Origin of the sequence: Rhodosalinus sp. 5P4, from assembly GCF_041365695.1 — a bacterium.
In the GTDB taxonomy this organism is placed as follows: Bacteria; Pseudomonadota; Alphaproteobacteria; order Rhodobacterales; family Rhodobacteraceae; genus Rhodosalinus.
Map to the genome: position 1 here is coordinate 55,813 of NZ_JBGFSJ010000009.1, position 22,787 is coordinate 78,599.

Genomic DNA, 22,787 nt, shown 5'->3' on the forward strand with positions numbered 1-22,787 from the left:
AGGGCAAGGCCTTTCGAAAGGCCTTGCCCACGCGGTTTCGAAACCGCGTGGAAGCCGCTTTCAAGCGGCTTCCGCGAAGGGCCTTCGAAGGCCCTTCAGCGGAGCGGGCGAACCGGCGCGTCGTTGCAGAAGACGACGAAGTGGCGTCCGTTCTCCACCGCCTGGAACCCGCGGCGCGCCACTTCCCTCGCGAAGGCGCGGCGCCCCACGAGGCGTTCCACGTCGCGCACCTGCCGTTTCACCACGCCACCCGTCCGCGCCTCGCGCGACGCGAAGATCTGGGAGAGCCAGAGGTCGGGCGTGAGGTGGGGTGGCAAGGTGGACATGCCGCGAGCCTCGCGCAGGAAGGTTAAGAGGACGTGACTATGAGGCTTTCTCCGCGCGCCTTGCCGTGGCACGCAGAAACGCCGCGATGCGAGCGGGGTCTTTCTCTCCCGGCGCACGCTCCACGCCCGACGATACGTCCACCTGCCGCGCGCCGGTGCGCGAAATCGCCTCGCCCACGTTCTCGGGGGTCAGCCCGCCCGCGAGCATCCACGGACGCGTCCAGCGCCGCCCGGAAAGAAGGCGCCAGTCGAAGGCGAGCCCGTTGCCGCCGGGCAGCGTGGCGCCCGCGGGCGGCTTCGCGTCCACGAGAATCTGGTCGGCCACCTCGGCGTAGCGGTCGAGCGCGGCGAGGTCCGCGGCCTGCGCGACCCCCACCGCCTTCATCACCGGCAGGCCGTAGCGCGCCCGCAGCGCCGCCACGCGCTCGGGGCTTTCGGCACCGTGCAGCTGGAGCATGTCCACCGGAACCTCGTCGAGGATCGCGTCGAGCGCCGCATCCTCCGCGTTCACAGTGAGGGCGACCTTCACGATGCCGGGCGGCACCTCGAGCGCCAGCGCGCGCGCCGCCGCGGGGTCGAGGTTGCGCGGGCTCCGGGCGAAGAACACGAAGCCCACATAGGCCGCGCCCGCCCCCGCGGCCGCCGCGACATCGGCCGCCCGGGTCAGCCCGCAGACCTTGACCCTGACACGCTCTTCCATCGGGCCGCTCAACTCGCCTCGTCAAGCAGTGCCAGCACGTCGTCCTTGCCCTCGTCGCGCTGGCCCTTCACCCGGCGCAGTTCCCGGTTGAGGCGCCTGACCTCGGTGGCGCGGCGGGCGGCCTCGGCCCGGTACTTGCCCTCGCGCATCCATTCCCAGACGAAGCCGATGAGCAGACCGGCCGCGATGCCGCCGAAGATCACGGCGTAAAGCGGAAGCTCGATCGTGCGGTTCAACCCGGCAAGACGCGACAGGGCCTCGGGCAGAAGCTGAAGCGTCACGCTGTCACGGTTCGCCACCGCCACGGAAACGAGCGCCACCGCGAGCACCGCGAAGAAGAGATAACGGATGTAGCGCATGGTCAGTCCTGATGTTGGTTAAGACGCTCGCGCAGGAGCTTGCCGGTCTTGAAGAAGGGCACGCACTTCTCGTCCACCTGCACGGCCTCACCCGTGCGCGGGTTGCGACCGACCCGGGCGTCGCGTTTCTTGACGGTGAACGCGCCGAACCCGCGCAGTTCCACCCTGTCGCCGCGCGCCATCGCGTTGGTGATCTCTTCGAAGATCGTGTTCACGATCCGCTCCACGTCGCGCTGGTAGAGATGCGGGTTCTCGTCCGCGATCTTCTGAATCAGTTCCGATCGGATCATGCCGGAAGCCCCCCGCCGGATTTGGACCGGCCTGTTCGTTCAGAGGCAACTATAGGCCGAAAAGGCCGCGGACGGAAACCTCGCAACACCGCGACGAGGCCATTTTTCCATCCATGACAGCGGCTTCGGCCGTCAGCGGGGGGCGTGATGCCGGTCGCGGGCGCGTCCATGCGGCCATGGCCGCGCGCGGGATGCGCCGATTCGCACATGAAAACCCCCGCGGCCTGCCGGCCGCGGGGGTCATTTTCGCCGTAAAGCGGTCAGGCCCGAGGGGCGCCGCGCTTACTTTTCGTCGCCCTTGAGGGCGGCGCCAAGGATGTCGCCGAGCGACGCGCCGGAGTCGGAGCTGCCATACTGCTGCACGGCTTCCTTCTCTTCCGCGATCTCGCGGGCCTTGATCGACAGGCCGAGGCGGCGGGTCTTCGGGTCCACGTTGGTCACGCGCACATCGACCTTGTCGCCCACGCTGAAACGCTCGGGGCGCTGTTCGGACCGCTCGCGGCTGAGGTCGGAGCGACGGATGAACGATTTCAGGCCGTCATACTCGACCTCGATCCCGCCATCCTCGATGGCCGAAACGGTCACCGTGATGATGGAGCCGCGCTTCACGCCGCCCATCGCCTCGGCGAACTTGTCACCGCCCAGCGCCTTGATCGAGAGGGAGATCCGCTCCTTGTCGGTGTCGACCTCCTGCACGACCGCCTGGACGACGTCGCCCTTGCGGTACTCCTGGATCGCCTCCTCGCCACGCTGGTCCCAGCTGAGATCGGAGAGGTGCACCATCCCGTCGATGTCGCCCGGCAGGCCGACGAAGAGGCCGAACTCGGTGATGTTCTTGACCTCGCCCTCGACCTCGGTGCCCGGCGGGTGCGTCTCGGCGAAGACTTCCCACGGGTTGCGCTGGGTCTGCTTGAGCCCGAGCGAGACGCGGCGCTTGGCCTGGTCGATCTCGAGCACCATCACCTCGACCTCCTGGGAGGTGGAGACGATCTTGCCGGGGTGGATGTTCTTCTTCGTCCAGCTCATCTCGGAGACGTGGACAAGCCCCTCGACCCCCGGCTCCAGCTCCACGAAGGCGCCGTAATCGGTGATGTTGGTGACGCGGCCGGCATGCACCGAGCCCAGCGGGTATTTCGCGGCCACGAGGTCCCACGGATCCTCCTGCAGCTGCTTCATGCCGAGGCTGATGCGGTGGGTCTCCTTATTGATCTTGATGACCTGCACCTTCACCGTCTCGCCGATCGAGAGGATCTCGGAGGGGTGGTTCACCCGGCGCCATGCCATGTCGGTGACGTGCAGCAGGCCGTCGACGCCGCCCAGGTCCACGAAGGCGCCGTATTCGGTGATGTTCTTCACCACGCCGTCGACGACGTCGCCTTCCTTGAGCTTGGCGATCACCTCGGCGCGCTGTTCGGCGCGGCTCTCCTCGAGGATGGCCCGGCGCGACACCACGATGTTGCCGCGGCGGCGATCCATCTTGAGGATCTGGAAGGGCTGCTTCAGGCCCATGAGGGGACCCGCGTCGCGCACCGGGCGCACGTCGACCTGGCTGCCCGGCAGGAACGCGACCGCCCCGCCGAGATCCACGGTGAACCCGCCCTTCACGCGGCCGAAGATCGCGCCCTCGACGCGCTGGTCGTCGGCATAGGCCTTCTCGAGGCGATCCCAGGCGGCTTCGCGCCGCGCCATCTCGCGCGAGATCACGGCCTCGCCGCGCGCGTTCTCGGCCGCGCGCAGGTAGACCTCCACCTCGTCGCCGACGCTGATCTCCGGCGTCTCGCCGGGCATCGCGAATTCCTTGAGGTCGACGCGGCCTTCCATCTTGTAGCCGACATCGATGATGGCCTGCCCGGCCTCGATGGCGAGGACCCGGCCCTTGACGACAGTGCCCTCGTCGGGCGTGTCCATTTCGAGGCTTTCGTTCAGGAGGGCCTCGAATTCCTCCATGGATGCGTTCTGAGCCATGTGGCTTTTGGTTTCCTTCGGTTTAATTTGACTGGCCGCGCGGTTGTCTCCGCCGGTCTTGACATTGGTCCTGGCAGCACGGGCCAAAAAACGAAATAGGGCCGGATGGACCCGACCCTGCCCGTTTCCCCTGCGTTGTCATCGGCGCCCCGACCAGGTGACGGGCCGCTCATAGCGGCATCGCGGCGGGGAATCAAGCCTGCAGGGCCGCCCCGCCACGATACCGGCCGCCCGTCACTCGACGGGCTGGGCCATGTCCTCGATCCGCGCCATGATCCGCGCGTTCAGGTCCTGATCCTCGGCGGCCGCCTGCGCGATCGACTCGTAATCGTCGAGCGTCATGCCATCGGTGCTTTCGATGGCCTCGACCATCTCGGCGTTCGCCTCCTCGATGATCGCCTGCTGCTGGTCCTGGCTCTCCGCCGCCTGAAGGACCGGGACGTATTTCTCGCGCAGGTCGATCACCTGCAGATACGCGACGGTGAAGGCGTCGAGCTGCTCGCCGCTGTAATCTGCCGCCTCCTGGGCCGCCGCGCTCTGGGCGGTCAGGGCCGTCACCGATGCGCCTGTCATCGCAAGGCCGAGGGCCATGGTTGTCGCTGTCAGGGTCTTTCCGAAGGGCATGTGATCTCCGTTGAACGTGAATTCGGTGCAGTCGATTGCTGCCACTTACAGCTAATGGACATGGCAGCCCTCGCAACCCTGTGCGCGGGAATCCGCTGGCAGTGCGGGCACAGGGAGGGATCGCGCCGGCAGCGGCGGGGCGAGGGCCCCGGCGCGGCCGCAAAAGCGCGGGTCAGGCGGCGTGCCCGGACCCTGTCACGCGTCGTCCGGTTCGGGGCGCCGCGCCTCCACCTCGGAGATCGCGCGCGCCACGGCCTCGTCGATGCCCAGCCCGCTGGTGTCGATGAGCACCGCATCCGCCGCCGCCCGCATCGGCGCGTCGGCGCGGCCCGCGTCGCGGGCGTCGCGGGCGCGGATGTCGGCCAGCACCTCCTCGAGGCGCGTGTCGTGGCCGCGCGCCAGAAGTTCCTTGTGCCGCCGCTCCGCCCGCACCTCGGCGGAGGCGGTCACGAAGAGCTTTACCGGCGCGTCCGGGCAGATCACCGTGCCGATGTCGCGCCCGTCCAGCACCGCGCCCCCGGCCCGCGCGGCGAAGGCGCGCTGGAAATCCACGAGCGCGGCGCGCACCTCGCCCAGCGCCGCCACCTTGCTTGCCGCCTCGGCCACGTCGGGGCCGCGCAGATCCTCGGCGTCGAGATCCTCCGCCCTGAGCGCCCGCGCGGCGACCAGCGGCTCCTCGCCGTCGAGCATGCGCCGCCCCACCGCGCGGTAAAGCAGCCCGGTGTCGAGATGGGCAAGGCCGAAACGCGCGGCGATCGCGCGGCTGATCGTGCCCTTGCCGCTGGCCGCAGGCCCGTCGACGGCGATGGTCAGCCCCATGGCGTCACTCCTCCTCCCGCCTGATATCCGCGCCGAGCGCGGCCATCAGCGGCTCGAAGACCGGAAAGGAGGTGGCGATGGGACCGCCGTCGTCGACGGTCACGGGCGCCTGCGACGCCAGCCCGAGAACGAGGAACGACATGGCGATGCGATGGTCGAGACGGCTTTCCACCGTCGCGCCGCCCGGCACGCCACCCGGCCCCCGGCCGTGGACGATCCACCAGTCCTCGCCCTCCTCGACCTCGACGCCCGCGGCGCGCAGCCCCGCCGCCATCGCGTCGATCCGGTCGCTTTCCTTCACGCGCAGCTCGCGCACCCCGCGCATCACGGTCGGTCCCTCGGCAAAGGCCGCCACCACCGACAGGATCGGGTATTCGTCGATCATGGAGGCCGCGCGCTCGGGCGGCACCTCTATTCCCGTCATGCCGCCCGAGAACCGCGCGCGAAGGTCCGCCACCGGCTCGCCGCCCTCGTCGCGCGGGGCTTCGAAGGCCAGCTCCGCGCCCATCTCGCGCAGCGTCTCGAAGAGACCCGCGCGCGTGGGGTTGAGGCCGATCCCCGGCACGCGCACGTCCGAGCCCTCGACGATCAGCGCCGCCGCGACCGGAAAGGCGGCGGAGGACGGATCGCGCGGCACGGCGATCGCCTGCGGGCGCAGCTCGGGCTGGCCGGCGAGCGTGATGACACGGCCCTCGCCGGTCTGCTTGGTGGCGATGCGCGCGCCGAAGCCCGCGAGCATCCGCTCCGTATGATCGCGGGTCGCCTCGCGCTCGATCACCACCGTCTCGCCCGGCGCGTTCAGCCCGGCAAGAAGCACCGCCGACTTCACCTGCGCCGAGGGAACGGGCACCTCGTAGCGCACCGGCAACGGGTCGTCGGCCCCCACGAGCGTCATCGGCAGCCGTCCGCCCGAGCGGCCCACGGCGCGCGCGCCGAAAAGCGCCAGCGGATCGGTCACGCGTGCCATCGGGCGCCGGTTCAGGCTCGCATCGCCGGTGAAGGTGGCGGTGATCGGCGTCGTGGCCATGGCGCCCATGACAAGGCGCACGCCCGTCCCCGAATTCCCGCAATCGATCACCTGCCCGGGCTCGGCGAAGCCGCCGGTGCCGACGCCGTGAACGCTCCAGGCGCCCTCGCCCTGCCGCGTCACCTCGGCGCCGAAGGCGGCCATCGCCTTGGCGGTGTCGAGCACGTCCTGGCCTTCCAGAAGCCCGGTGATCCGCGTCTCGCCCACGGCGAGCGCGCCCAGGATCAGCGCGCGGTGGCTGACCGACTTGTCGCCGGGCACGACCGCCTCTCCGGCGAGCGGCCCCGCGCGGCGCGCGGTCATCGGAACGGGGGTGCCGTGGGCGGACATGGGCCTCTCGTGTGCTGCACCCGGGCGGAGTAGCGCAGCCCGTCCGGGCCGTCCAGCCTGTGCAGGCGGCGCGTCAGCGGCGGCGGAAGGTCAGGTAGTGCGGCACCCGGCCCTCGCGCAGTGCCTTCTGCTCGTAGCGGGTGGACATCCAGTCGGCCCACGGCCTGCGCCAGTCGTCCGGACGCTCGGCCAGCCACGCGAAGCCGTGGCGGGGCACCTCCTGGAGTGCCTGGCGCACGTAGTCGGGAATGTCCGTCGCGATACGGAGTTCCGCGCCCGGCCGCATCGCGCGGGCGAGCGGGGCCAGGTATTCCGGGGTCACGAAGCGGCGGCGGTGATGCTTCTTCTTGGGCCAGGGATCGGGGTAGAGCACGAACACGCGGTCGAGCGTGGCATCGGGCAGCACGTCGAAGAGGTCGCGCACGTCGCCGGGATGGACCCTCAGGTTGGACACGCCCGCCTCGCGGATCTTGCCGAGCAGCATGGCGACGCCGTTGACGTAAGGCTCGCAGCCAAGGATCCCGATCCCGGGGTGGGCGCGCGCCTGATGGATCATGTGCTCGCCGCCGCCGAACCCCACCTCGAGCCAGACCGGCGCGCCGCCGAACAGCGCATCGAGGTCGAGAGGCCTGCGTCCGGGGTTCTCGTGCCAGCCCACCGGGCCGGGCGAGAGCTTGTCCAGATCCTCTTCGAGATAGGCTCGCTGGCTCTCGCGCAGACCCTTGCCGCGGATCCGGCCGTAGAAATTCCGCCAGGGCGCGCCGGAAGAATGCGTTGTCGTGCGTCGGTCGCTCATGGGGCGGGGACATAGCGCAGGCCGCAGCGGGGGCGCAATCACCGGGCGCGCGGCGCCGCGACAGGGCGGGCGGCCCCACCGGTTCGTGGGTGGCGGGGCGCTTGCGGGCAATGCGTAATGTCAGAGCGCGCCCACGCTGTCCTGAGCCTGGCCGCCGTTACCTTGCCCACCGGGCAAGTCATCGACCGGCGCGTTGCCAACCGGCATATCGTTACCGGGGTTCTGGCCGTCTTGGTCGCCGTTGCCGGGGGTCTGGCCGTTCTCACCTCCCGCGTCACCACCGTTCCCCGGGGAGAGGACGCTTTCAAGGCCGCGGCCCTCGCGGCTGCGGGCGATTTCGACGGAGGCCTCGGCATCGAGTTCCTCCAGCGCGATCAGCAACTCCGCGAAAGGCGGGTTCTCGTCCTCGATGCTCTCTTGCAACCGCCGCATCACCTGGCGCTGGCGCGGCGGTGGCAGCGTCTGCACCCCGCCGCGCGGCTCGCCCCATCGCGGTCCGGCCAGATAGACAGCGGCGAACATGACCTTCGCCCGGATTTCGTCCGTCCCGCTGGCGCGCAGCGCGTCGTAGAACATCCTGTGGACGCTTCGCCACTCATCCTTGCGCCATTGCGGAAGGTTCTCGTTACCGATGCCGCAATACGCGTCGTGGATGGCCGCCGCGTTGACGAATTCCGGGCTTCTCGGTTGACCCACGATCGGCACGAAGACACGCGGAATCGACGCACCGTCGGTCAGGGTGCCCCGCGGCGCGACCCAGCGTTTGCCGCCTGAATCGACGAAAGTGAGGGCCTCCGCCATGGGAAAGAAGCGGCCGAACCGGAACGGCACCGGGACCTCGCGCGGTTCCAGGCGGACGGGGGAATTGAAGAACAGGCAGGTTTCGGGGGCGTCGGCCGGGCACACCCGCGTCGACAGCACGCCATCCGCCCTGGAGGGTTGCAGAACGTCCGGGCTGCAGCCTGCCAGGATGAGGCACGCGCCGACGACGACGATTTTTCGGACACCCATGGTTGCGCTCCCGGGGCGCAAGATCGACCCGGGGACGAGTGTTTCAAAAACAGCGGATTTTTACAAGATTTCTTGCGCGATGGCGAAGGCGGGTCACACCATCTTCTTCAGCGCGTCCACGAGATCCGTGCGCTCCCACGAAAACCCGCCGTCCGCATCGGGCTCGCGCCCGAAATGGCCGTAGGCGGCCGTGCGCGCGTAGATCGGGCGGTTGAGCATCAGATGCTCGCGAATGCCGCGCGGCGTGAGGTCCATCACCTTCGGGATGACCGCCTCGATCGCCTCGTCGTCCACCTGCCCCGTGCCATGGGTGTCCACGTAGATCGAAAGCGGTTTCGCCACGCCGATCGCGTAGGACAGCTGAAGCGTGCAGCGCCGCGCCAGCCCCGACGCCACGATGTTCTTGGCCACGTAGCGCGCGGCGTAGGCAGCCGAGCGGTCGACCTTGGTCGGATCCTTGCCCGAGAAGGCGCCGCCGCCATGGGGCGCCGCCCCGCCATAGGTGTCCACGATGATCTTCCGGCCGGTCAGCCCGGCATCGCCGTCCGGGCCGCCGATCACGAAGGTGCCGGTCGGGTTGACCCACCATTCGGTGGCGTCGGTGATCCAGTCGGACGGCAGCACCTCGCGGATGTAGGGCTCCACGATGTCGCGGATGTCCCGCGAGCTCTGGCCGTCATGGGCGTGCTGGGTCGAGAGCACGATCTGCGTGACCTCCACCGGCTTTCCACCCTCGTAGCGCACCGTGAGCTGGCTCTTGGCGTCGGGGCGCAGCTCCGGCTCCTGCCCCGATTTCCGCGCCTCGGCAAGACGGCGCAGGATCTTGTGGGCATACTGGATCGGCGCGGGCATGAGCTCCGGCGTCTCGTCGACCGCGTAGCCGAACATGATGCCCTGATCGCCGGCCCCGTCCCGGTCGACGCCCTGCGCGATGTGCGCGGACTGTTCGTGCAGGAAGTTGAGGACATGGCAGGTGTTCCAGTGGAACTGCTCCTGCTCGTAGCCGATATCCTTGATGCAGTCGCGCGCGATCTGCCCGAACCGGCCCATGTAGTTCTTAAGAAGCTCCGGGTCCGACAGGCCCACCTCGCCGCCGATGACGACGAGCCCGGTGGTCGCGAAGGTTTCGCAGGCCACGCGGGCGTTCTGCTCCTCGGCCAACAGCGTGTCGAGAATGGCGTCCGAAATCCGGTCGCAGACCTTGTCGGGGTGGCCCTCGGAAACGGACTCCGAGGTGAAGATGTAGTTGTCGCGCGCCATCGGGGGATGCTCCATTGGGGTTGTCCCGCCACGCCAGGAAGCCGTTGTGACGGTCGTTTCGCTATATCCGGATCGGGGTATGCAGCCGCCCGCCAAAGGTCAATCGGTTTTTCCGCGCGCGCGCCGGGCCGCGATGGCGAAAAGGGCGAAAAGCGCGGGCGCCGCCGGCCAGTCCCCGAGGCGCGCGTAAGGCGTTGGCGGCAGGGCCTCGGGCAGCGCGACATCGATGTAGCCCGCCTGCCCGAGCGCGATCTCGGACAGCACGGCGCCGCGCGCGTCGATCGCGGCCGAGACGCCGGTATTGGCCGCACGCATCAGCGGCAGCCCCTGCTCGACCGCGCGCAGCCGCGCCTGCGCCAGGTGCTGATAGGGTCCCGAGAAGGTGCCGAACCACGCATCGTTGGTCAGGTGCAGCAGGTAGTCGGGCCGTTCCGGCGCGCCCCCGACGTCCTGCGGAAAGACGGCCTCGTAGCAGATGAGCGGCAGCGCGGAGCCGAGCGGGCCGGTGTCGAGAAGCCGCGGCCCGGGCCCCGGCGTGTAGCCGCCGTCGGCGCGCGCGGCGAGGCCGTGGATGCCGAGACGCCGCCAGAAGGCCGGCCAGGGCATGTATTCGCCGAAGGGCACGAGATGGTGCTTGTCGTAGACATCGGCCGTCCGGCCCCCGGCATCGAGGAAGACGGCGGAGTTGTAGTAGCGGCCCGCCTCGCTCCGCTGGATGCCCAGAACGACGCCGGCGCCGCCCGCGGCCTCGGCGATATGGGCAAGCGGCGCCTCTGCGCGCTCGAGCAGGTCCGGCAGCGCGGTCTCGGGCCACACCACGAGGTCGGGACGCGGCGCGGCCATGGTGAAGCTCACCTGCCGCGCGTAGAAGACGGGAATATGCTCGGGGTCCCATTTCTGGCGCTGGGGCGCATTGGGCTGGATCAGCCGGACGGTGTGGGGCGTTGGCTCCGGCAGGGGCTGGGACAGCCGGGCCAGCCCGCCCCCCCACAGGACCGCGAGCGCGCCCGCCGCCACCACAAGGGCGGACGCCCGGCGCCCCGCGCCGAAAAGCGCCGCTGGCAGCATGGCCAGCGCGAGCGTGGCGAGGGTCAGCCCGTGCGGTCCGATCCACGCCGCCCATTGCATCACGGGCGTGCCGATGAAGGCATGGCCCGGCATGGCCCACGGGAACCCGGTCAGAAGATAGGCGCGGGCAAGCTCCGAAAGGCAGAGCGCGGCGACAAGCCCGACCGCCCCCGCCCGGAGGCGCGCCGCGATCCACCCCGCCGCGCCCCAGAAAAGCGCGAGCCCGCCTGCGAGAAATGCCAGCGCGAAAGGCGCCATCCAGCCGTCCCGCGCCGCGTCCACGAAGAAGGGCTCCACGATCCAGTGCAGCGCGAGCGCGAAATGCCCAAGCCCGAAGACCCACGCCACGAGGGCCGCGCGCCGCGGCGCGCCCGCGCGCGACCACAAGAGGGCAAGTGCCGCGAAGCCCAGTAGCGTGAGGGGCCAGAGCCCGAAGGGCGCCTGCCCGAGCGCCGCGCCCGCGCCCGCGACCAGCCCGAGCCCCAGCCGCGGCCGGAAGGAGAGCGCCGCGGCCCCGGGCCGCGGGCGCGCGCCTTCAGCCATCGCGCGCCTCGCGCAGGCGCACGCGCAACCGCTTGATCCGGCGCGGGTCGGCGTCCACCACCTCGAATTCGGGCCCGGCCGGGTGCGGGATCACCTCGCCTCGGGCGGGCACCCTGCCGGCCAGCATGAAGACGAGCCCGCCCAGCGTGTCGATCTCTTCGGGGTCCACCTCGGCCACGTCGGACAGGGAGCGCCCGATCTCCGCCTCGAAATCCTCGAGCGGTGTCTTGGCCTGCACCGAATAGCAGCCGGGCTGCTCCTCGTGCCACCAGCTGTCCTCGTCGACGTCGTGCTCGTCCTCGATCTCGCCGATGACCTGTTCGATCAGGTCCTCGATCGTGACCAGCCCGTCCACCCCGCCATACTCGTCGATCACGAGCGCCATGTGGCGCCGCTCCGTCTGCATCTTGGTCAGGAGCACGCCGATGGGCATCGAGGGCGGCACGAAGAGCAGCGGCCGGAGCAGCGCCTCGAGATCGAACGTCTCCTGCCCGCCGTTGAAGCCGTGGCTGAGCGCGAAGTCCTTCAGGTGCGCCATGCCGACGGGGTTGTCGAGCGTGCCGGAGTAGACCGGAAGGCGCGACATGCCCGTCTCGCGAAAGACGTCCACGAGTTCCTCGCGCGAGATCGTGTCCGGCACGGCGATGATTTCGGCCTTGGGGATCGCGACGTCCTCTACCCGCAGGCGGCGCAGGTTCACCATCCCGTGCGTTTGCGGCTTCGCGCTGGCCATCTCCTCGGTTCCGGCCTCCGTCTCTTCCTCGTCCGAAGGGGAGAATATCCCCAGAACGCGGCGGATCAGGCCGCCCCCCGAGTCGTCGTCTGTCTGGGTCTGCGCGCTCTGCGCTGCGCTAGAGGACCCGTCGGTATCGTCCATCATCTTTCATCCAGAGCGCGGCAGGTCGGGCCGCAATGCGGTATATGGGTCAGGAAGGCCCAGATTGCCAAGGATTTCGGCCTCCTCGCTCTCCATGAGTGTCGCATCCGCATCGGTTTCGTGGTCGTAGCCCAGGCAGTGCAGCAGTCCGTGCACCACCAGATGGGCGACGTGACGCTCGAACGGGATGGCGGACGCCTGCGCCTCGCGGGCGCAGGTCTCGAAGGCCAGCGCGATATCGCCGATCTCGGGGTCGGCGGGATCGGGCGGCGAGGGGCGCTCTCCGGCCCGCGCCGCGCCGCGCTCGGCCGCGGGCCAGCTCAGCACGTTGGTGGGCACCGCCTTGCCGCGGAACTGGGCGTTGAGCGCCGCGATGCGCGCGTCGTCGCATCCCAGCACGACCACCTCCCACGTCTCGGCGCCGAGACCGAGATGCGCGAGCGCGGCGCCGACCGCGCGTTCGGCGATGGCGGCAAGCCCCGCCTCTGCCCATCGCGGATCCTCGATGACGGTTTCCGTGACCACGGCCTCGATACCAGGGGGGCGGCCCCGCTCCCTTGCGATTTTTCCCGGCCGGCCGGTCAGGCCGGCGCGTCGGCGTCGTAAGCCTCGATGATCGCGGCCACGAGCGGGTGGCGCACCACGTCGCGCGCCGTGAAGTAGCTGAAGGAGATCCCCGTCACCGGCGAGAGCAGCCGCTCCGCGTCCGCGAGCCCGGAGGTGACGCCGCGCGGCAGGTCCACCTGGCTGCGGTCGCCGGTGACGACCATGCGCGAGCCTTCCCCGAGACGGGTGAGGAACATCTTCATCTGCATCGAGGTCGCGTTCTGCGCCTCGTCGAGCACGACGAAGGCGTTCGACAGCGTGCGCCCGCGCATGAAGGCCAGCGGCGCGATCTCGATCGTCTTCTCCTCCATCAGGCGCGCCAGCTGCTTGGCGGGCAGGAAATCGTTCAGCGCATCGTAGAGCGGCTGCATGTAGGGATCGACCTTCTCCTTCATGTCGCCCGGCAGAAAGCCCAGCCGCTCGCCCGCCTCCACCGCCGGACGCGACAGGATGATGCGGTCGACGTGGCCGGCCAGATACATCGAGACGCCCACCGCCACGGCGAGATAGGTCTTGCCGGTGCCGGCCGGGCCGATGCCGAAGCAGAGTTCGTGCCCGAAAAGCGCCCGGACATAGGTGCGCTGCGCGTCGGTGCGCGGCTCGACGAGCTTCTTCCGCGTCTTGATCTCCACCGGGCCTGAGCCGAACATCTCGAGCTGGTCGCCCGGCGCCGCGCCCATGCGCAGTTCCCGGTCCACATCGTCCGCGCTGACCGGCCTGCCCTGCTCGAGACGCTGGTAGAGCGATTCGAGAACCTCGACCGCCTCCTGCCGCGGCGCCTCCTCGCCGATCACGGCAAGCTGGTTGCCCCGGCGCAGGATCTGAACGTGAAGCTTGTGCTCTATGTCCGCGAGATGGCGATCATGTTCGCCGCAAAGGTCGATCAGGAGCCGGTTGTCGGGGAACTCGATAAGCGCCTCGGTCAAAGTGCCTGTGCTCACGCATGTCTCCTGCCGCGGATGGACACCATAAGGGTGCCCCGTCCGGCGCGCCATTGCAACCGCGCGGGCGCGCGCGCCGGCGGGAGCGCCGGGTCGGAACGGGACGACGCAGGACGCCGCGAGGCGGAACAGACCCGCGGCGCCCGGAACCAGCAAGACACATGAACAATTTTTTCGCCGGCGACTCCAGGACGTCCCTGAAACCCGCCGGAAAAACTGGACAAACCCGGGATTTCCACGCGTTTGTCCACACCCCCGACCAGAACGCGACAGCGCCCCGGCCAACTCGTCACCCCCCGAAGATACAACGGCTTACGCTGGGGAAGCGAGTCCGATCCGATGGTCAATCGGTTTCGGTAACGCGAACGATCCGCCGCCCTTGTGGGAAAGCGGATTTCAAACTTCTTTCAATCACATGCAGCCTGTCGCGGATAAAGGCGGCCGTCAGGCCAACCGTCCGGACAAGGAGTTCGGCCCGCTTTCGACGACACGCACCGTCGCGATCCGTCCGGCCCGGGCCGCGGGATCGGCGACATGGACGGCGTGCAGATACTCCGACTTGCCGACCATCTGACCCTCGAGCCGGCCGGGTTTTTCGAACAGCACGCTGATATCGCGCCCGACCATCGCGTCCTGCGCGGCCCGCTGCTGGCGCGTGAGAAGCGCCTGAAGCCGCTGCAGACGGTCCGACGCCACATCGGCATCGACCTGCGGGCGCTCGGCGGCGGGTGTGCCCGGCCGCGGCGAATACTTGAACGAGAAGGCGGAACCATAGCCGACCGCCTCGACCAGATCGAGGGTCGCCTGGAAATCCGCCTCGGTCTCCTCGGGAAAGCCCACGATGAAATCGCCCGAGAGCAGGATGTCGGGACGCGCGGCGCGGATGCGCTCGATCAGCCGGATGTAGCCTTCGGCGGTGTGCCTGCGGTTCATCCGCTTCAGGATGCGGTCGCTGCCCGACTGCACGGGCAGATGCAGGTAGGGCATCAGCTTTTCGCAGGTGCCGTGCGCCGCGATTAGGTCCTCGCCCATGTCGTTGGGGTGTGACGTGGTGAAGCGGATCCGCGCGAGCCCGTCGATCTCTGCCAGTTCGTGGATCAGCCGTGCGAGCGACCAGTCCGCGCCGTCCGGCCCGGCGCCGTGATAGGCATTCACGTTCTGGCCGAGAAGCGTGATCTCGCGCACGCCCCGCTCCACGAGGTCGCGCGCCTCCGCCATCACCCGCTCCACCGGGCGCGAGACTTCGGCGCCGCGCGTGTAGGGCACGACGCAGAAGGCGCAGAACTTGTCGCAGCCTTCCTGCACGGTCAGGAAGGCCGTCGGCCCGCGCGCGGCCTTGGGCCGCGACTTCAGATGCGCGAACTTGTCCTCCTCGGGGAAGTCGGTATCGAGCGCCTTCTCGCCGGCGCGGGCGCGCGCCTCGAGGTCGGGAAGGCGGTGATAGCTCTGGGGACCGACCACGAGATCCACCATGGGCTGGCGGCGCATGATCTCCTCGCCCTCGGCCTGCGCCACGCAGCCTGCCACGCCGATCTTCAGATCCGGTTTCGCGGCTTTCAGGCCCTTGAAGCGCCCGAGCTCGGAATAGACCTTCTCGGCGGCCTTCTCCCGGATATGGCAGGTGTTCAACAGGATCATGTCCGCGTCGTCCGGGCTGTCGGTCTCGACGTAGCCCTGCCCGCCCAGCGCCTCGGCCATCCGCTCGCTGTCATAGACGTTCATCTGACAGCCGTAGGTCCTGATATAGAGCTTCCGGGGCTGGGTCATGATCGTGCCTCGCGCGTTCCAGCCCGCTGCCTACACCGGATCGGGCCCGCCTTGCAATGCGGCGCCATTTGCCGGAGTTTCACGCCGGGAGGCCAGTGAGGCGCGATGTATTACCGGGGCCTGGACGACTTTCTGACGCGCGGGCGCGCGGCACTGGCCGAGGGGCCCGTCGCGATCGTTATGGTCGAGGACGACGCCGAGGTGGACACCACGCTGCGCCACCACATGCAGTCGGGCTTCCGCGCCGTTCTGGCGCTGATGCCCGATGTCGTCCCCCTCGCCCCCGACCTTGTGGACACGGTGCATCGCATCGCCTGCGATCCCTATGCGGAAGGCGCGCTGCAGGCGGCCGTCAACCGCATCGCCGCCGCCGCGCCGGGTACGTGGTTCTTCTACTGCTACAATGCCGAGTTCCTGTTCTACCCGTTCTGCGAGACGCGCACGGTGGGCGAGATGCTCGCCTTTCATGCCGAAGAGCGGCGCTCGGCGATGCTGACCTACGTCATCGACCTTTACGCCGCCGATCTGGACACCGCGCCGAACGCGGTCTGCCTTGACACGGCGCAGATCGACAGGACGGGCTACTACGCGCTCGCCCGGAAGGATCCGGCGCATCACGACCACCCCAGGGAACGCCAGCTCGATTTCCATGGCGGGTTGCGCTGGCGCTTCGAGGAGCACGTGCCGCCCGCGCGGCGCAAGATCGATCGCATCTCGCTTTTCCGGGCCAGGCCCGGGCTCGCACTGCGCGGCGATCACACTTTCAACGACGAGGAATACAACACCTATGCCTGCCCGTGGCACCACAACCTGACGGCGGCGGTGGTCTCGTTCCGCACGGCGAAGGCGCTGCGCACCAACCCGGGCTCGCGCGACGGGATAGACACGTTCCGCTGGCACAATTCCGTGCCGTTCGAGTGGCACTCCCGCCAGCTGCTGGACCTCGGCCTGATGGAGCCGGGCCAGTGGTTCTGAGCCGCCGGACGCCCGCGGGACATGGCGACCCCACCGCCCGGCGCGCGGTTCAGAGGTTCTCGATCTGCGGCATTCCGACGATGTGATAGCCGCCGTCCACATGCACGACCTCGCCGGTCGTGAAGGCGCCGGCGTCGGAGGCGAGCCAGACCGCCGTGCCGCCCACCGCCTCCAGCGTGGCGTTGGCGCGCAGCGGCGCGTTCGCCTCGGAATGCTTGTAGGTGCGCCGCGCGCCGCCGATGGCCGCGCCCGCGAGCGTCTTCATCGGGCCCGGAGAGATCGCGTTCACGCGGATGCGCTCGGGCCCCAGATCGTTCGCGAGGTAGCGCGTCGCGGCCTCGAGCGCGGCCTTCGCCACGCCCATGACGTTGTAGTTCGGCACCACGCGCATGGAGCCCTGGTAGGTCAGCGTCATCAGCGCGCCGCCATTCTCCCGCATCAGCGGCTGCGCCCGCCGGGCCACGTCGATGAAGGAGTAGGCCGAGATGTCGAGCGAGTGCTTGAAGTTCTTCCGGGTGGTGTTGATGAAGCGCCCCGTCAGCTCCGACTTGTCGGAATAGGCGATGGCGTGCACCACGAAGTCGATGGCGGGCCAGCGCGCGCCCAGGGCCTCGAACGCGGCGTCCATCGCGGCGTCGTCGGTGACGTCGGCGTCGACGAGGATGTCGGATCCGAGCGAGGCCGCCAGCGGCTCGACCCGCCTGCCGAAGGCCTCCCCCTGGTAGGTGAAGGCAAGCTCGGCGCCCGCGCCATGCATGGCCTTCGCGATGCCCCACGCGATGGAGCGCTCGTTGGCCACGCCCATGATGAGGCCGCGCTTGCCCTTCAGAAGATCCGACATCGGTGCTGTCACCCGTGATATCTGCTCAGAAGCATTGACCCGTTGGTGCCGCCGAAGCCGAAGCTGTTGGTCATCACCGTGTCGAGGCCGGCGCCGTCCACCCGCGTCAAGGCGATCTCGGCCGGATCGATCGCGGGGTCCAGCGTCTCGACGTTGATCGAGGGCGCGATGAAATCGTGCTGCAGCATCAGCAGGCAGTAGATCGCCTCCTGCGCGCCGGTCGCCCCCTGGCTGTGGCCGGTCATGGATTTCGTGGAACTGATGGGCGGCGTCGCGCCCCTGCCCCAGACGCGGCGCACCGCCTCCACCTCGCCCACATCGCCGACGGGCGTGGAGGTGCCGTGCGCGTTGATGTAGCCCACCTTGCGGTCCGCCGGCAGCGTCGCGAGCGCAAGACGCATCGCCCGCTCGCCGCCCTCTCCGGACGGTGCGACCATGTCGTGCCCGTCCGAGGTGGCGCCGTAGCCGGTGACCTCCGCGTAGATGCGGGCCCCGCGGGCCTTCGCGTGCTCGAGCTCTTCCAGCACCACGATGCCGCCGCCGCCCGAGATCACGAACCCGTCGCGGCCGGCATCGAAGGCGCGGGACGCCTTTTCCGGCGCGTCGTTGTATTTCGCGCTCATCGCGCCCATCGCGTCGAAGAGACACGACAGCGTCCAGTCGAGCTCTTCGCCGCCGCCGGCGAACATCACGTCCTGTTTGCCCATCATGATCTGCTCCGCCGCGTTGCCGATGCAGTGCAGCGAGGTCGAACAGGCGGAGGTGATCGAGTAGTTGATCCCCTTGATATGGAACGCCGTGGCGAGGTTCGCGCTCACCGTGGACGACATGCATTTGGGCACGGCGAAGGGGCCGATCCGCTTCGGGCTGCCCTTTTCCAGCACGGTCTGGTGCGCGGCGAGCATGGCCGAGGTGGACGGCCCGCCAGACCCGGCGACGAGCCCCGTCCGCTCGTTCACCACGTCGCTGTCCTCGAGCCCCGCGTCGGCGATGGCCTGGCTCATCGCGATATGGGCGTAGGCGGCGCCGGGCCCCATGAACCGCAGCGTGCGCTTGTCCACGTGCTCGGACACGTCGATGTCGACGGCGCCCGCGATCTGGCTGCGGAACCCGTGCTCCTTCATGTCCTCGTTCGCGGTGATCCCCGAGCGGCCGGCCCGGAGCGATGCAAGAACCTCCTCGGCATCGGTCCCGATGGACGAGACGATGCCGAGTCCGGTGACGACGACGCGGCGCATCGGCGCTTCCTCCCTAGTCGGTGAACAGCCCGACCTTCATGTCCGTTGCGGTGTAGATGTCCTTCCCGTCCGCCAGCATGCGCCCGTCGGCGAGGCCCAGCTTCAGCTTGCGGTCGATCACCCGCGTGAAGTCGACGATATAGGTCACCAGCTTTGTCGCGGGCGTCACCATATCGGTGAATTTCACCTCGCCGACGCCCAGCGCGCGGCCCCGGCCCGGCATGCCCCGCCAGCCGAGGTTGAAGCCCGTGAGCTGCCAGAGCGCATCGAGGCCGAGGCAGCCCGGCATCACCGGGTCGCCCGGGAAATGGCACTTGAAAAACCACAGGTCGGGCGTGATGTCGAGTTCGGCCACCACATGCCCCTTGCCATGCGCGCCCCCGTCCGAGGAGATCTCCGTGACCCGGTCCATCATCAGCATCGGCGGCTCGGGAAGCTGGGCGTTGCCCGGTCCGAAGAGCTCGCCGCGCGCGCAGCGCAGGAGATCGTCCTTGTCGAAGCTGGTGGGATGATCGGCCATTCAGGGCGCGCTCCTCGGGACACTGCGGTTTACCGCGCTCCCTCTAGCACCCCGCGAAAGGCGCTTGCAAGACTGCGCGCGGCCGGCGACACAGAGCCTTGCGCCGGCGAAAATTCCCCGATTTGCATTGAAACATCGCCGCTTGAAGCTCTATATTCCCGCTGGAACGTAAGGAAGATGACCGTCATGGATCAACAGGCTCTCGATCGCGGATCCGAATGGCTGTCCGAGGCCGGGCTCCGGCCGACGCGGCAGCGGTTGACGCTGGCCGCGCTTCTCGTCGGCGACGGCCACAACCGTCACGTGACGGCCGAAAGCCTGTTCGCCGCGGTGCGGGAGCGCGGCGAAAGCGTGTCGCTCGCCACCGTCTACAACACGCTCAAGGCGTTCTGTGACGCGGGGCTGATGCAGGAGATCACGGTGGACGGGTCGAAAAGCTATTTCGACACCAACATCCACGATCATCCGCATTTCTTCTGGGAAGACGAGGGGCGTCTCTCCGACGCGCCATCGGAGGAACTCGAGATCACCCGGCTGCCCACCGCCCCCGAGGGCGCGGAAATCGCCAAGATCGACGTGGTGATCCGGCTCCGTCGCGGCTGACCCGGCGCGCTCGACGCGCCGTTCTCTTCGCTGATATCGCTGGCCACGATCGCCGCGGGTCCGGACGCACCGGCCGCCGGGCTGCACGTCACGCCGATGCGCTGCATGAAAACCCGAAGTGCCGATTGAAGACTTGTCGCGCGAGTGCGAATGGCGCAGCGGCCTCGCAGTGGCTGACGCCCCGCACGCGGGCGGACCGTCGTTCATCCGCATGTGGACCAGGTGAAGACCGAAGGAGGCGGCCCTCACCGAGCAAGCGCTGTCGCCGCGGCGGGCCGGAACGGCGCTCAGGCGGGGACGTCAAGGGCGCGCCGGGGGACCGGCGCGCCGCCGTTTTCAGGCCGCCTGCGGGCGGCGCGGACGCCGCCGCTTCGCCGGTTTCGGCGCGCCACCGGCACCGCCGGCCGGCTTGCCGCGATGGCGCCGCGCGCCGTTCCGGCGGCCGCCGGCAGCATCGTCGCCTTCCGCAAGCGGGCTGTTGCCCCGGGCCACGGGCACCTCGATCTTCATCAGCTTCTGGATCTGGCGCAGCAGATCGGCCTCGTCGGGCGCGCAGAACGCGATCGCCTCACCCTCGCGCCCGGCGCGCGCGGTGCGCCCGATCCGGTGCACGTAATTGTCCGGAACATCGGGCAGGTCGTAGTTGATGACATAGGTCACGCCGGGAATGTCGATACCGCGCGCGGCCACGTCGGTCGCCACGAGCGTGTTGATCGCGCCCGAGCGGAACGCCTTGATCGCGCGGTCGCGCTGGCCCTGGCTCTTGTTGCCGTGGATCGAGGCGGCGTTGAAGCCGTCCGCCACCAGCCCCTTCATGAGCTTTTCCGCCCCGTGCTTGGTGCGGGCGAAGACCAGCGTCAGCGCCGCCTCGTCCCGCAAGAGGATCTCTCGCAGGCGGCCCGGCTTCTCGGCCTTGTCGAGGAAATGCACCGATTGCGTGACCTTGTCGGCGGCCTTGCCCGGCGGCGAGACCTGAACGCGGCGGGGAGTCGTGAGGTAGGCGCGCGACAGTTCTTCCATCTGCTTCGACATGGTCGCCGAAAAGAGCATGGTCTGGCGCGGCGTGCCAAGCCGCGGCGCGATCTTGCGCAGGGCGTGGATGAAGCCGAGGTCGAGCATCTGGTCGGCCTCGTCGAGCACGAGATGGCGCACCTGGCCGAGATCGACGGCGCCCCGCTCCATCAGGTCGATAAGCCGCCCCGGCGTGGCGACGAGGATATCCGTGCCGCGCGACAGAAGCGAGATCTGCCGGCCCAGCGACTGCCCGCCGACGACCGTCGCCACGCGCAGTCTGGTTCCGTCGGTCAGCGTGCGCAGGCTTTCCGCGATCTGGTTCGCCAGCTCACGCGTCGGCGCGAGGATGAGCGCCTTCGCGGTTTTCGGCGCGGGCTTGCCCGGCTCCGCGAGAAGATGATCGACAAGCGGCAGGCCGAAGGCCAGCGTCTTGCCGGTGCCGGTCTGGGCGAGGCCCATGATGTCGTGCCCCTCCATCGCGAGCGGGATCGCCTGCGCCTGGATCGGGGTCGGTTGCGAGAATCCCGCGCGGCTCAGCGCGGTGTTGAGGGTCGGCGCGAGGCCGAGCATGTCGAAATCGAACAAATCGTATCCTTCTTGGGCCGCGCACGGACCTTGAGCCGGCACAACCGTGCTGAATGGCCGCCGAAAGGCAGCCGATGAGGGTTCGCGGGCCAGTCGACGAAGGGGAGAGTCCCCATCCGTCCGGTCGTCGCGTCAGGAACCCTGCGTGATGGGGAACTGAATTCGGTGCGCCGTTGGCCTCTTGGGCGGCCAGATCTGCTCACGCGGCAGCGCGGCGCTGGGGATCAAGTGGGGCATCCGCGCTGCGCTGTCAAGCGTTTCCGGTCCCATGCACGGCGTGGACGCCGCTTCGGCCCTGCTCTGAGGGCGGCATTTCTCGCGCGCGCCGGAGGCGGGCGCCGACAGACCGCGGCGAAGTTCACTGCGCCCTCATTCCCATTCCATCTGCTGGAATGCCATCTGCGCGTTGCGGCCGGCGAGCGCCTCGAACTGCTCGAGATAGGCGAAGTCCGACTGGTCCACCTGCGGCGCCTCCATGATGTCCCCGCCCTCGTCGATCAGCGCGCCGATCTCGGCGCGAAGGTGCATCAGATAGTCGTAGGTGTCGGCGCGCGCCTTCTCCATCGTGGTCGCGGGGCCGTGGCCCGGCACGACATGCGCCGCGCCCGTCGCCTCCACCGCCTCGAACGCGGACGGCCATCCGCTGATGGAGCTCTGCGCACCCACGCCGAGCAGACGCGCGACATAGACGATGTCGCCGGTGAAGACCGTGTCGCGCGCCGGCACCAGGACGAAGCTGTCGCCCGGCGTGTGCGCCGGTCCGGGATGGACGATCTCGAAGCGCAGCCCGCCGAGCTCGAGCGTGTAGGCATCCGTGAAGGTCACGTCCGCGAAGCTCGGCTCCGTCCCCTCCAGCGCGTCGCCGATGAGCTGCGCCAGCGCCGTCATCTGCATCGAGGCGCGGGCCCGCTGGTCCGCCACCGCCGCCTCGGACGCGATCACTGTTGCCCCCTGCGCCTGCCAGTAGCCGTTGCCGAGCCAGCGGTGGTCCTGCCCGCCGGTGTTGATGACATGGACAACCGGCTGATCGGTGAGGCCGCGGATGACCGCGTGCAGCATCTCCGCGCCTTTCCAGGAGCCGCCCGGATCCATCAGCACCGCGCCCGCCCCCGTCTCGATCAGGCCGAAGGTCGCGTTGTTGCCCAGATTCTCCGGGCTGCGTTGCTCGGTGGGGCCGACGATGGCCCAGACATCGTCCGTGACGGGCTGCACCTCCAGGATGTCGGCATGGGCGAGGGCGGGCGCGGCAACCATGGCGGCGGTGGCGAGCCTGAGGATCATGCGTGCGGCCCGGGTTCGGGCTTCGCCAGGTCGGGGACGCCGCCCGCATGGATGATCCTGCGGTCCGCCGCGATCCGCGCGCCTGGGCATGATGCCCTCCATGGCGATGAGTTTCTGCCTTGCCATTTTCCAGTCCTCCACCTCGGCGCAGGGTTTCCGGGCCGCTTCCCTGACCGTCGTCTCGCCCGTATCGAGACGCTTGCCGGCGAAACCGTAGACCTTGGCCTTTTTCATGCCAATCGCCTTTCCTGGTATCGTCTGCGACTGGCGGGGCGCTCACGGCGGAAAGGTGGAAAGCACACCGAGCGGCGGCAGCACCTCGGGCGTCCCCGTCGAACCGCACCGCGAAAGCACCGACGCGCCCCGGATCCGGAGCGTGCCGAACCTGCCCCACTGCCGTGAAAGGTGGCGCGTTGTGCAA

General features: G+C 69.2%; 23 protein-coding genes and 1 riboswitch. Of the genes, 2 read left to right on the top strand and 21 right to left on the bottom strand.

What is annotated here, in order from left to right; genetic code table 11:
• Nucleotides 1-95: 95 nt before the first annotated feature.
• The 16 genes from AB6A69_RS15515 to miaB all read right to left on the bottom strand — a co-directional run bounded on the left by AB6A69_RS15515 (nucleotide 96) and on the right by miaB (nucleotide 15,309).
• Entirely contained in the window at nucleotides 96-326 is a 231-nt protein-coding gene (locus AB6A69_RS15515; protein WP_371061451.1) for an N-(5'-phosphoribosyl)anthranilate isomerase, read from the bottom strand.
• A 37-nt stretch (nucleotides 327-363) separates the two neighbouring features.
• Complete coding sequence (locus AB6A69_RS15520; protein WP_371061495.1) at nucleotides 364-1,026, bottom strand: phosphoribosylanthranilate isomerase; 663 nt, start codon at nucleotides 1,024-1,026, stop codon at nucleotides 364-366.
• Between the two features lie 8 nt (nucleotides 1,027-1,034).
• Nucleotides 1,035-1,385, bottom strand: a complete 351-nt coding sequence (locus tag AB6A69_RS15525; RefSeq protein WP_371061452.1) for a LapA family protein — start codon at nucleotides 1,383-1,385, stop codon at nucleotides 1,035-1,037.
• Nucleotides 1,386-1,387: 2 nt separating this feature from the next.
• Nucleotides 1,388-1,675, bottom strand: coding sequence for an integration host factor subunit beta (gene ihfB / locus AB6A69_RS15530; RefSeq protein WP_371061453.1), 288 nt, complete (start codon nucleotides 1,673-1,675; stop codon nucleotides 1,388-1,390).
• Between the two features lie 282 nt (nucleotides 1,676-1,957).
• Nucleotides 1,958-3,667 (bottom strand): 30S ribosomal protein S1, encoded by a 1,710-nt coding sequence (gene rpsA / locus AB6A69_RS15535; protein WP_371061496.1) that lies wholly within the window; start codon nucleotides 3,665-3,667, stop codon nucleotides 1,958-1,960.
• Between the two features lie 207 nt (nucleotides 3,668-3,874).
• Entirely contained in the window at nucleotides 3,875-4,213 is a 339-nt protein-coding gene (locus AB6A69_RS15540; protein WP_371061454.1) for a DUF4168 domain-containing protein, read from the bottom strand.
• A gap of 246 nt (nucleotides 4,214-4,459) precedes the next feature.
• Entirely contained in the window at nucleotides 4,460-5,083 is a 624-nt protein-coding gene (locus AB6A69_RS15545; RefSeq protein ID WP_371061455.1) for a d(CMP) kinase, read from the bottom strand.
• Between the two features lie 4 nt (nucleotides 5,084-5,087).
• Nucleotides 5,088-6,440, bottom strand: coding sequence for a 3-phosphoshikimate 1-carboxyvinyltransferase (gene aroA / locus AB6A69_RS15550; protein WP_371061456.1), 1,353 nt, complete (start codon nucleotides 6,438-6,440; stop codon nucleotides 5,088-5,090).
• A 73-nt stretch (nucleotides 6,441-6,513) separates the two neighbouring features.
• On the bottom strand, nucleotides 6,514-7,236 hold the full coding sequence (locus AB6A69_RS15555) for a tRNA (guanosine(46)-N(7))-methyltransferase TrmB (protein ID WP_371061457.1): 723 nt from the start codon (nucleotides 7,234-7,236) through the stop codon (nucleotides 6,514-6,516).
• A gap of 120 nt (nucleotides 7,237-7,356) precedes the next feature.
• Complete coding sequence (locus tag AB6A69_RS15560) at nucleotides 7,357-8,247, bottom strand: DUF1353 domain-containing protein (RefSeq protein ID WP_371061458.1); 891 nt, start codon at nucleotides 8,245-8,247, stop codon at nucleotides 7,357-7,359.
• A gap of 93 nt (nucleotides 8,248-8,340) precedes the next feature.
• Complete coding sequence (gene metK, locus AB6A69_RS15565; RefSeq protein WP_371061497.1) at nucleotides 8,341-9,507, bottom strand: methionine adenosyltransferase; 1,167 nt, start codon at nucleotides 9,505-9,507, stop codon at nucleotides 8,341-8,343.
• Between the two features lie 7 nt (nucleotides 9,508-9,514).
• A riboswitch (SAM-SAH riboswitch) is annotated at nucleotides 9,515-9,563 on the bottom strand.
• Between the two features lie 43 nt (nucleotides 9,564-9,606).
• Nucleotides 9,607-11,118: an apolipoprotein N-acyltransferase gene (gene lnt, locus AB6A69_RS15570; protein WP_371061459.1), complete on the bottom strand. Its 1,512-nt coding sequence runs from the start codon at nucleotides 11,116-11,118 to the stop codon at nucleotides 9,607-9,609.
• Nucleotides 11,111-11,995, bottom strand: coding sequence for a hemolysin family protein (locus AB6A69_RS15575; protein ID WP_371037639.1), 885 nt, complete (start codon nucleotides 11,993-11,995; stop codon nucleotides 11,111-11,113). Before AB6A69_RS15575 ends, lnt begins: the two co-directional genes overlap by 8 nt.
• Nucleotides 11,996-12,001: 6 nt before the next feature.
• Nucleotides 12,002-12,520 carry an rRNA maturation RNase YbeY gene (ybeY, locus tag AB6A69_RS15580; RefSeq protein WP_371061460.1) on the bottom strand — a complete coding sequence of 173 codons (519 nt, stop codon included), beginning with the start codon at nucleotides 12,518-12,520 and terminating at the stop codon, nucleotides 12,002-12,004.
• A gap of 56 nt (nucleotides 12,521-12,576) precedes the next feature.
• A complete protein-coding gene (locus AB6A69_RS15585) occupies nucleotides 12,577-13,542 on the bottom strand; it encodes a PhoH family protein (RefSeq protein ID WP_371037283.1) in 966 nt (321 codons plus the stop codon).
• A gap of 444 nt (nucleotides 13,543-13,986) precedes the next feature.
• Complete coding sequence (gene miaB, locus AB6A69_RS15590) at nucleotides 13,987-15,309, bottom strand: tRNA (N6-isopentenyl adenosine(37)-C2)-methylthiotransferase MiaB (protein WP_371061461.1); 1,323 nt, start codon at nucleotides 15,307-15,309, stop codon at nucleotides 13,987-13,989.
• Nucleotides 15,310-15,414: 105 nt separating this feature from the next.
• On the opposite strand from miaB, the gene AB6A69_RS15595 reads away from it, so the two are divergent.
• Nucleotides 15,415-16,284, top strand: a complete 870-nt coding sequence (locus AB6A69_RS15595; RefSeq protein WP_371061462.1) for a hypothetical protein — start codon at nucleotides 15,415-15,417, stop codon at nucleotides 16,282-16,284.
• A 49-nt stretch (nucleotides 16,285-16,333) separates the two neighbouring features.
• On the opposite strand, the gene AB6A69_RS15600 is transcribed toward AB6A69_RS15595, so the two are convergent.
• Genes AB6A69_RS15600 through fabA form a run of 3 tightly spaced genes read right to left on the bottom strand, consistent with a single transcriptional unit; the run spans nucleotide 16,334 to nucleotide 18,883 of the window.
• Nucleotides 16,334-17,125 (bottom strand): enoyl-ACP reductase, encoded by a 792-nt coding sequence (locus AB6A69_RS15600; RefSeq protein ID WP_371061463.1) that lies wholly within the window; start codon nucleotides 17,123-17,125, stop codon nucleotides 16,334-16,336.
• An 8-nt stretch (nucleotides 17,126-17,133) separates the two neighbouring features.
• On the bottom strand, nucleotides 17,134-18,363 hold the full coding sequence (gene fabB, locus AB6A69_RS15605; RefSeq protein ID WP_371056654.1) for a beta-ketoacyl-ACP synthase I: 1,230 nt from the start codon (nucleotides 18,361-18,363) through the stop codon (nucleotides 17,134-17,136).
• Nucleotides 18,364-18,376: 13 nt separating this feature from the next.
• Nucleotides 18,377-18,883, bottom strand: a complete 507-nt coding sequence (gene fabA / locus AB6A69_RS15610) for a bifunctional 3-hydroxydecanoyl-ACP dehydratase/trans-2-decenoyl-ACP isomerase (RefSeq protein WP_371037287.1) — start codon at nucleotides 18,881-18,883, stop codon at nucleotides 18,377-18,379.
• A 186-nt stretch (nucleotides 18,884-19,069) separates the two neighbouring features.
• Between fabA and irrA the strand changes: the two genes are divergently transcribed.
• Nucleotides 19,070-19,486: an iron response transcriptional regulator IrrA gene (irrA, locus tag AB6A69_RS15615; RefSeq protein ID WP_371056655.1), complete on the top strand. Its 417-nt coding sequence runs from the start codon at nucleotides 19,070-19,072 to the stop codon at nucleotides 19,484-19,486.
• Between the two features lie 336 nt (nucleotides 19,487-19,822).
• Here the strand turns inward: irrA and AB6A69_RS15620 are convergent, their stop codons facing one another.
• Nucleotides 19,823-21,085 (bottom strand): DEAD/DEAH box helicase, encoded by a 1,263-nt coding sequence (locus AB6A69_RS15620; RefSeq protein ID WP_371056656.1) that lies wholly within the window; start codon nucleotides 21,083-21,085, stop codon nucleotides 19,823-19,825.
• A 369-nt stretch (nucleotides 21,086-21,454) separates the two neighbouring features.
• Nucleotides 21,455-22,600 carry an MBL fold metallo-hydrolase gene (locus AB6A69_RS15625; protein ID WP_371061464.1) on the bottom strand — a complete coding sequence of 382 codons (1,146 nt, stop codon included), beginning with the start codon at nucleotides 22,598-22,600 and terminating at the stop codon, nucleotides 21,455-21,457.
• Nucleotides 22,601-22,787: the final 187 nt, after the last annotated feature.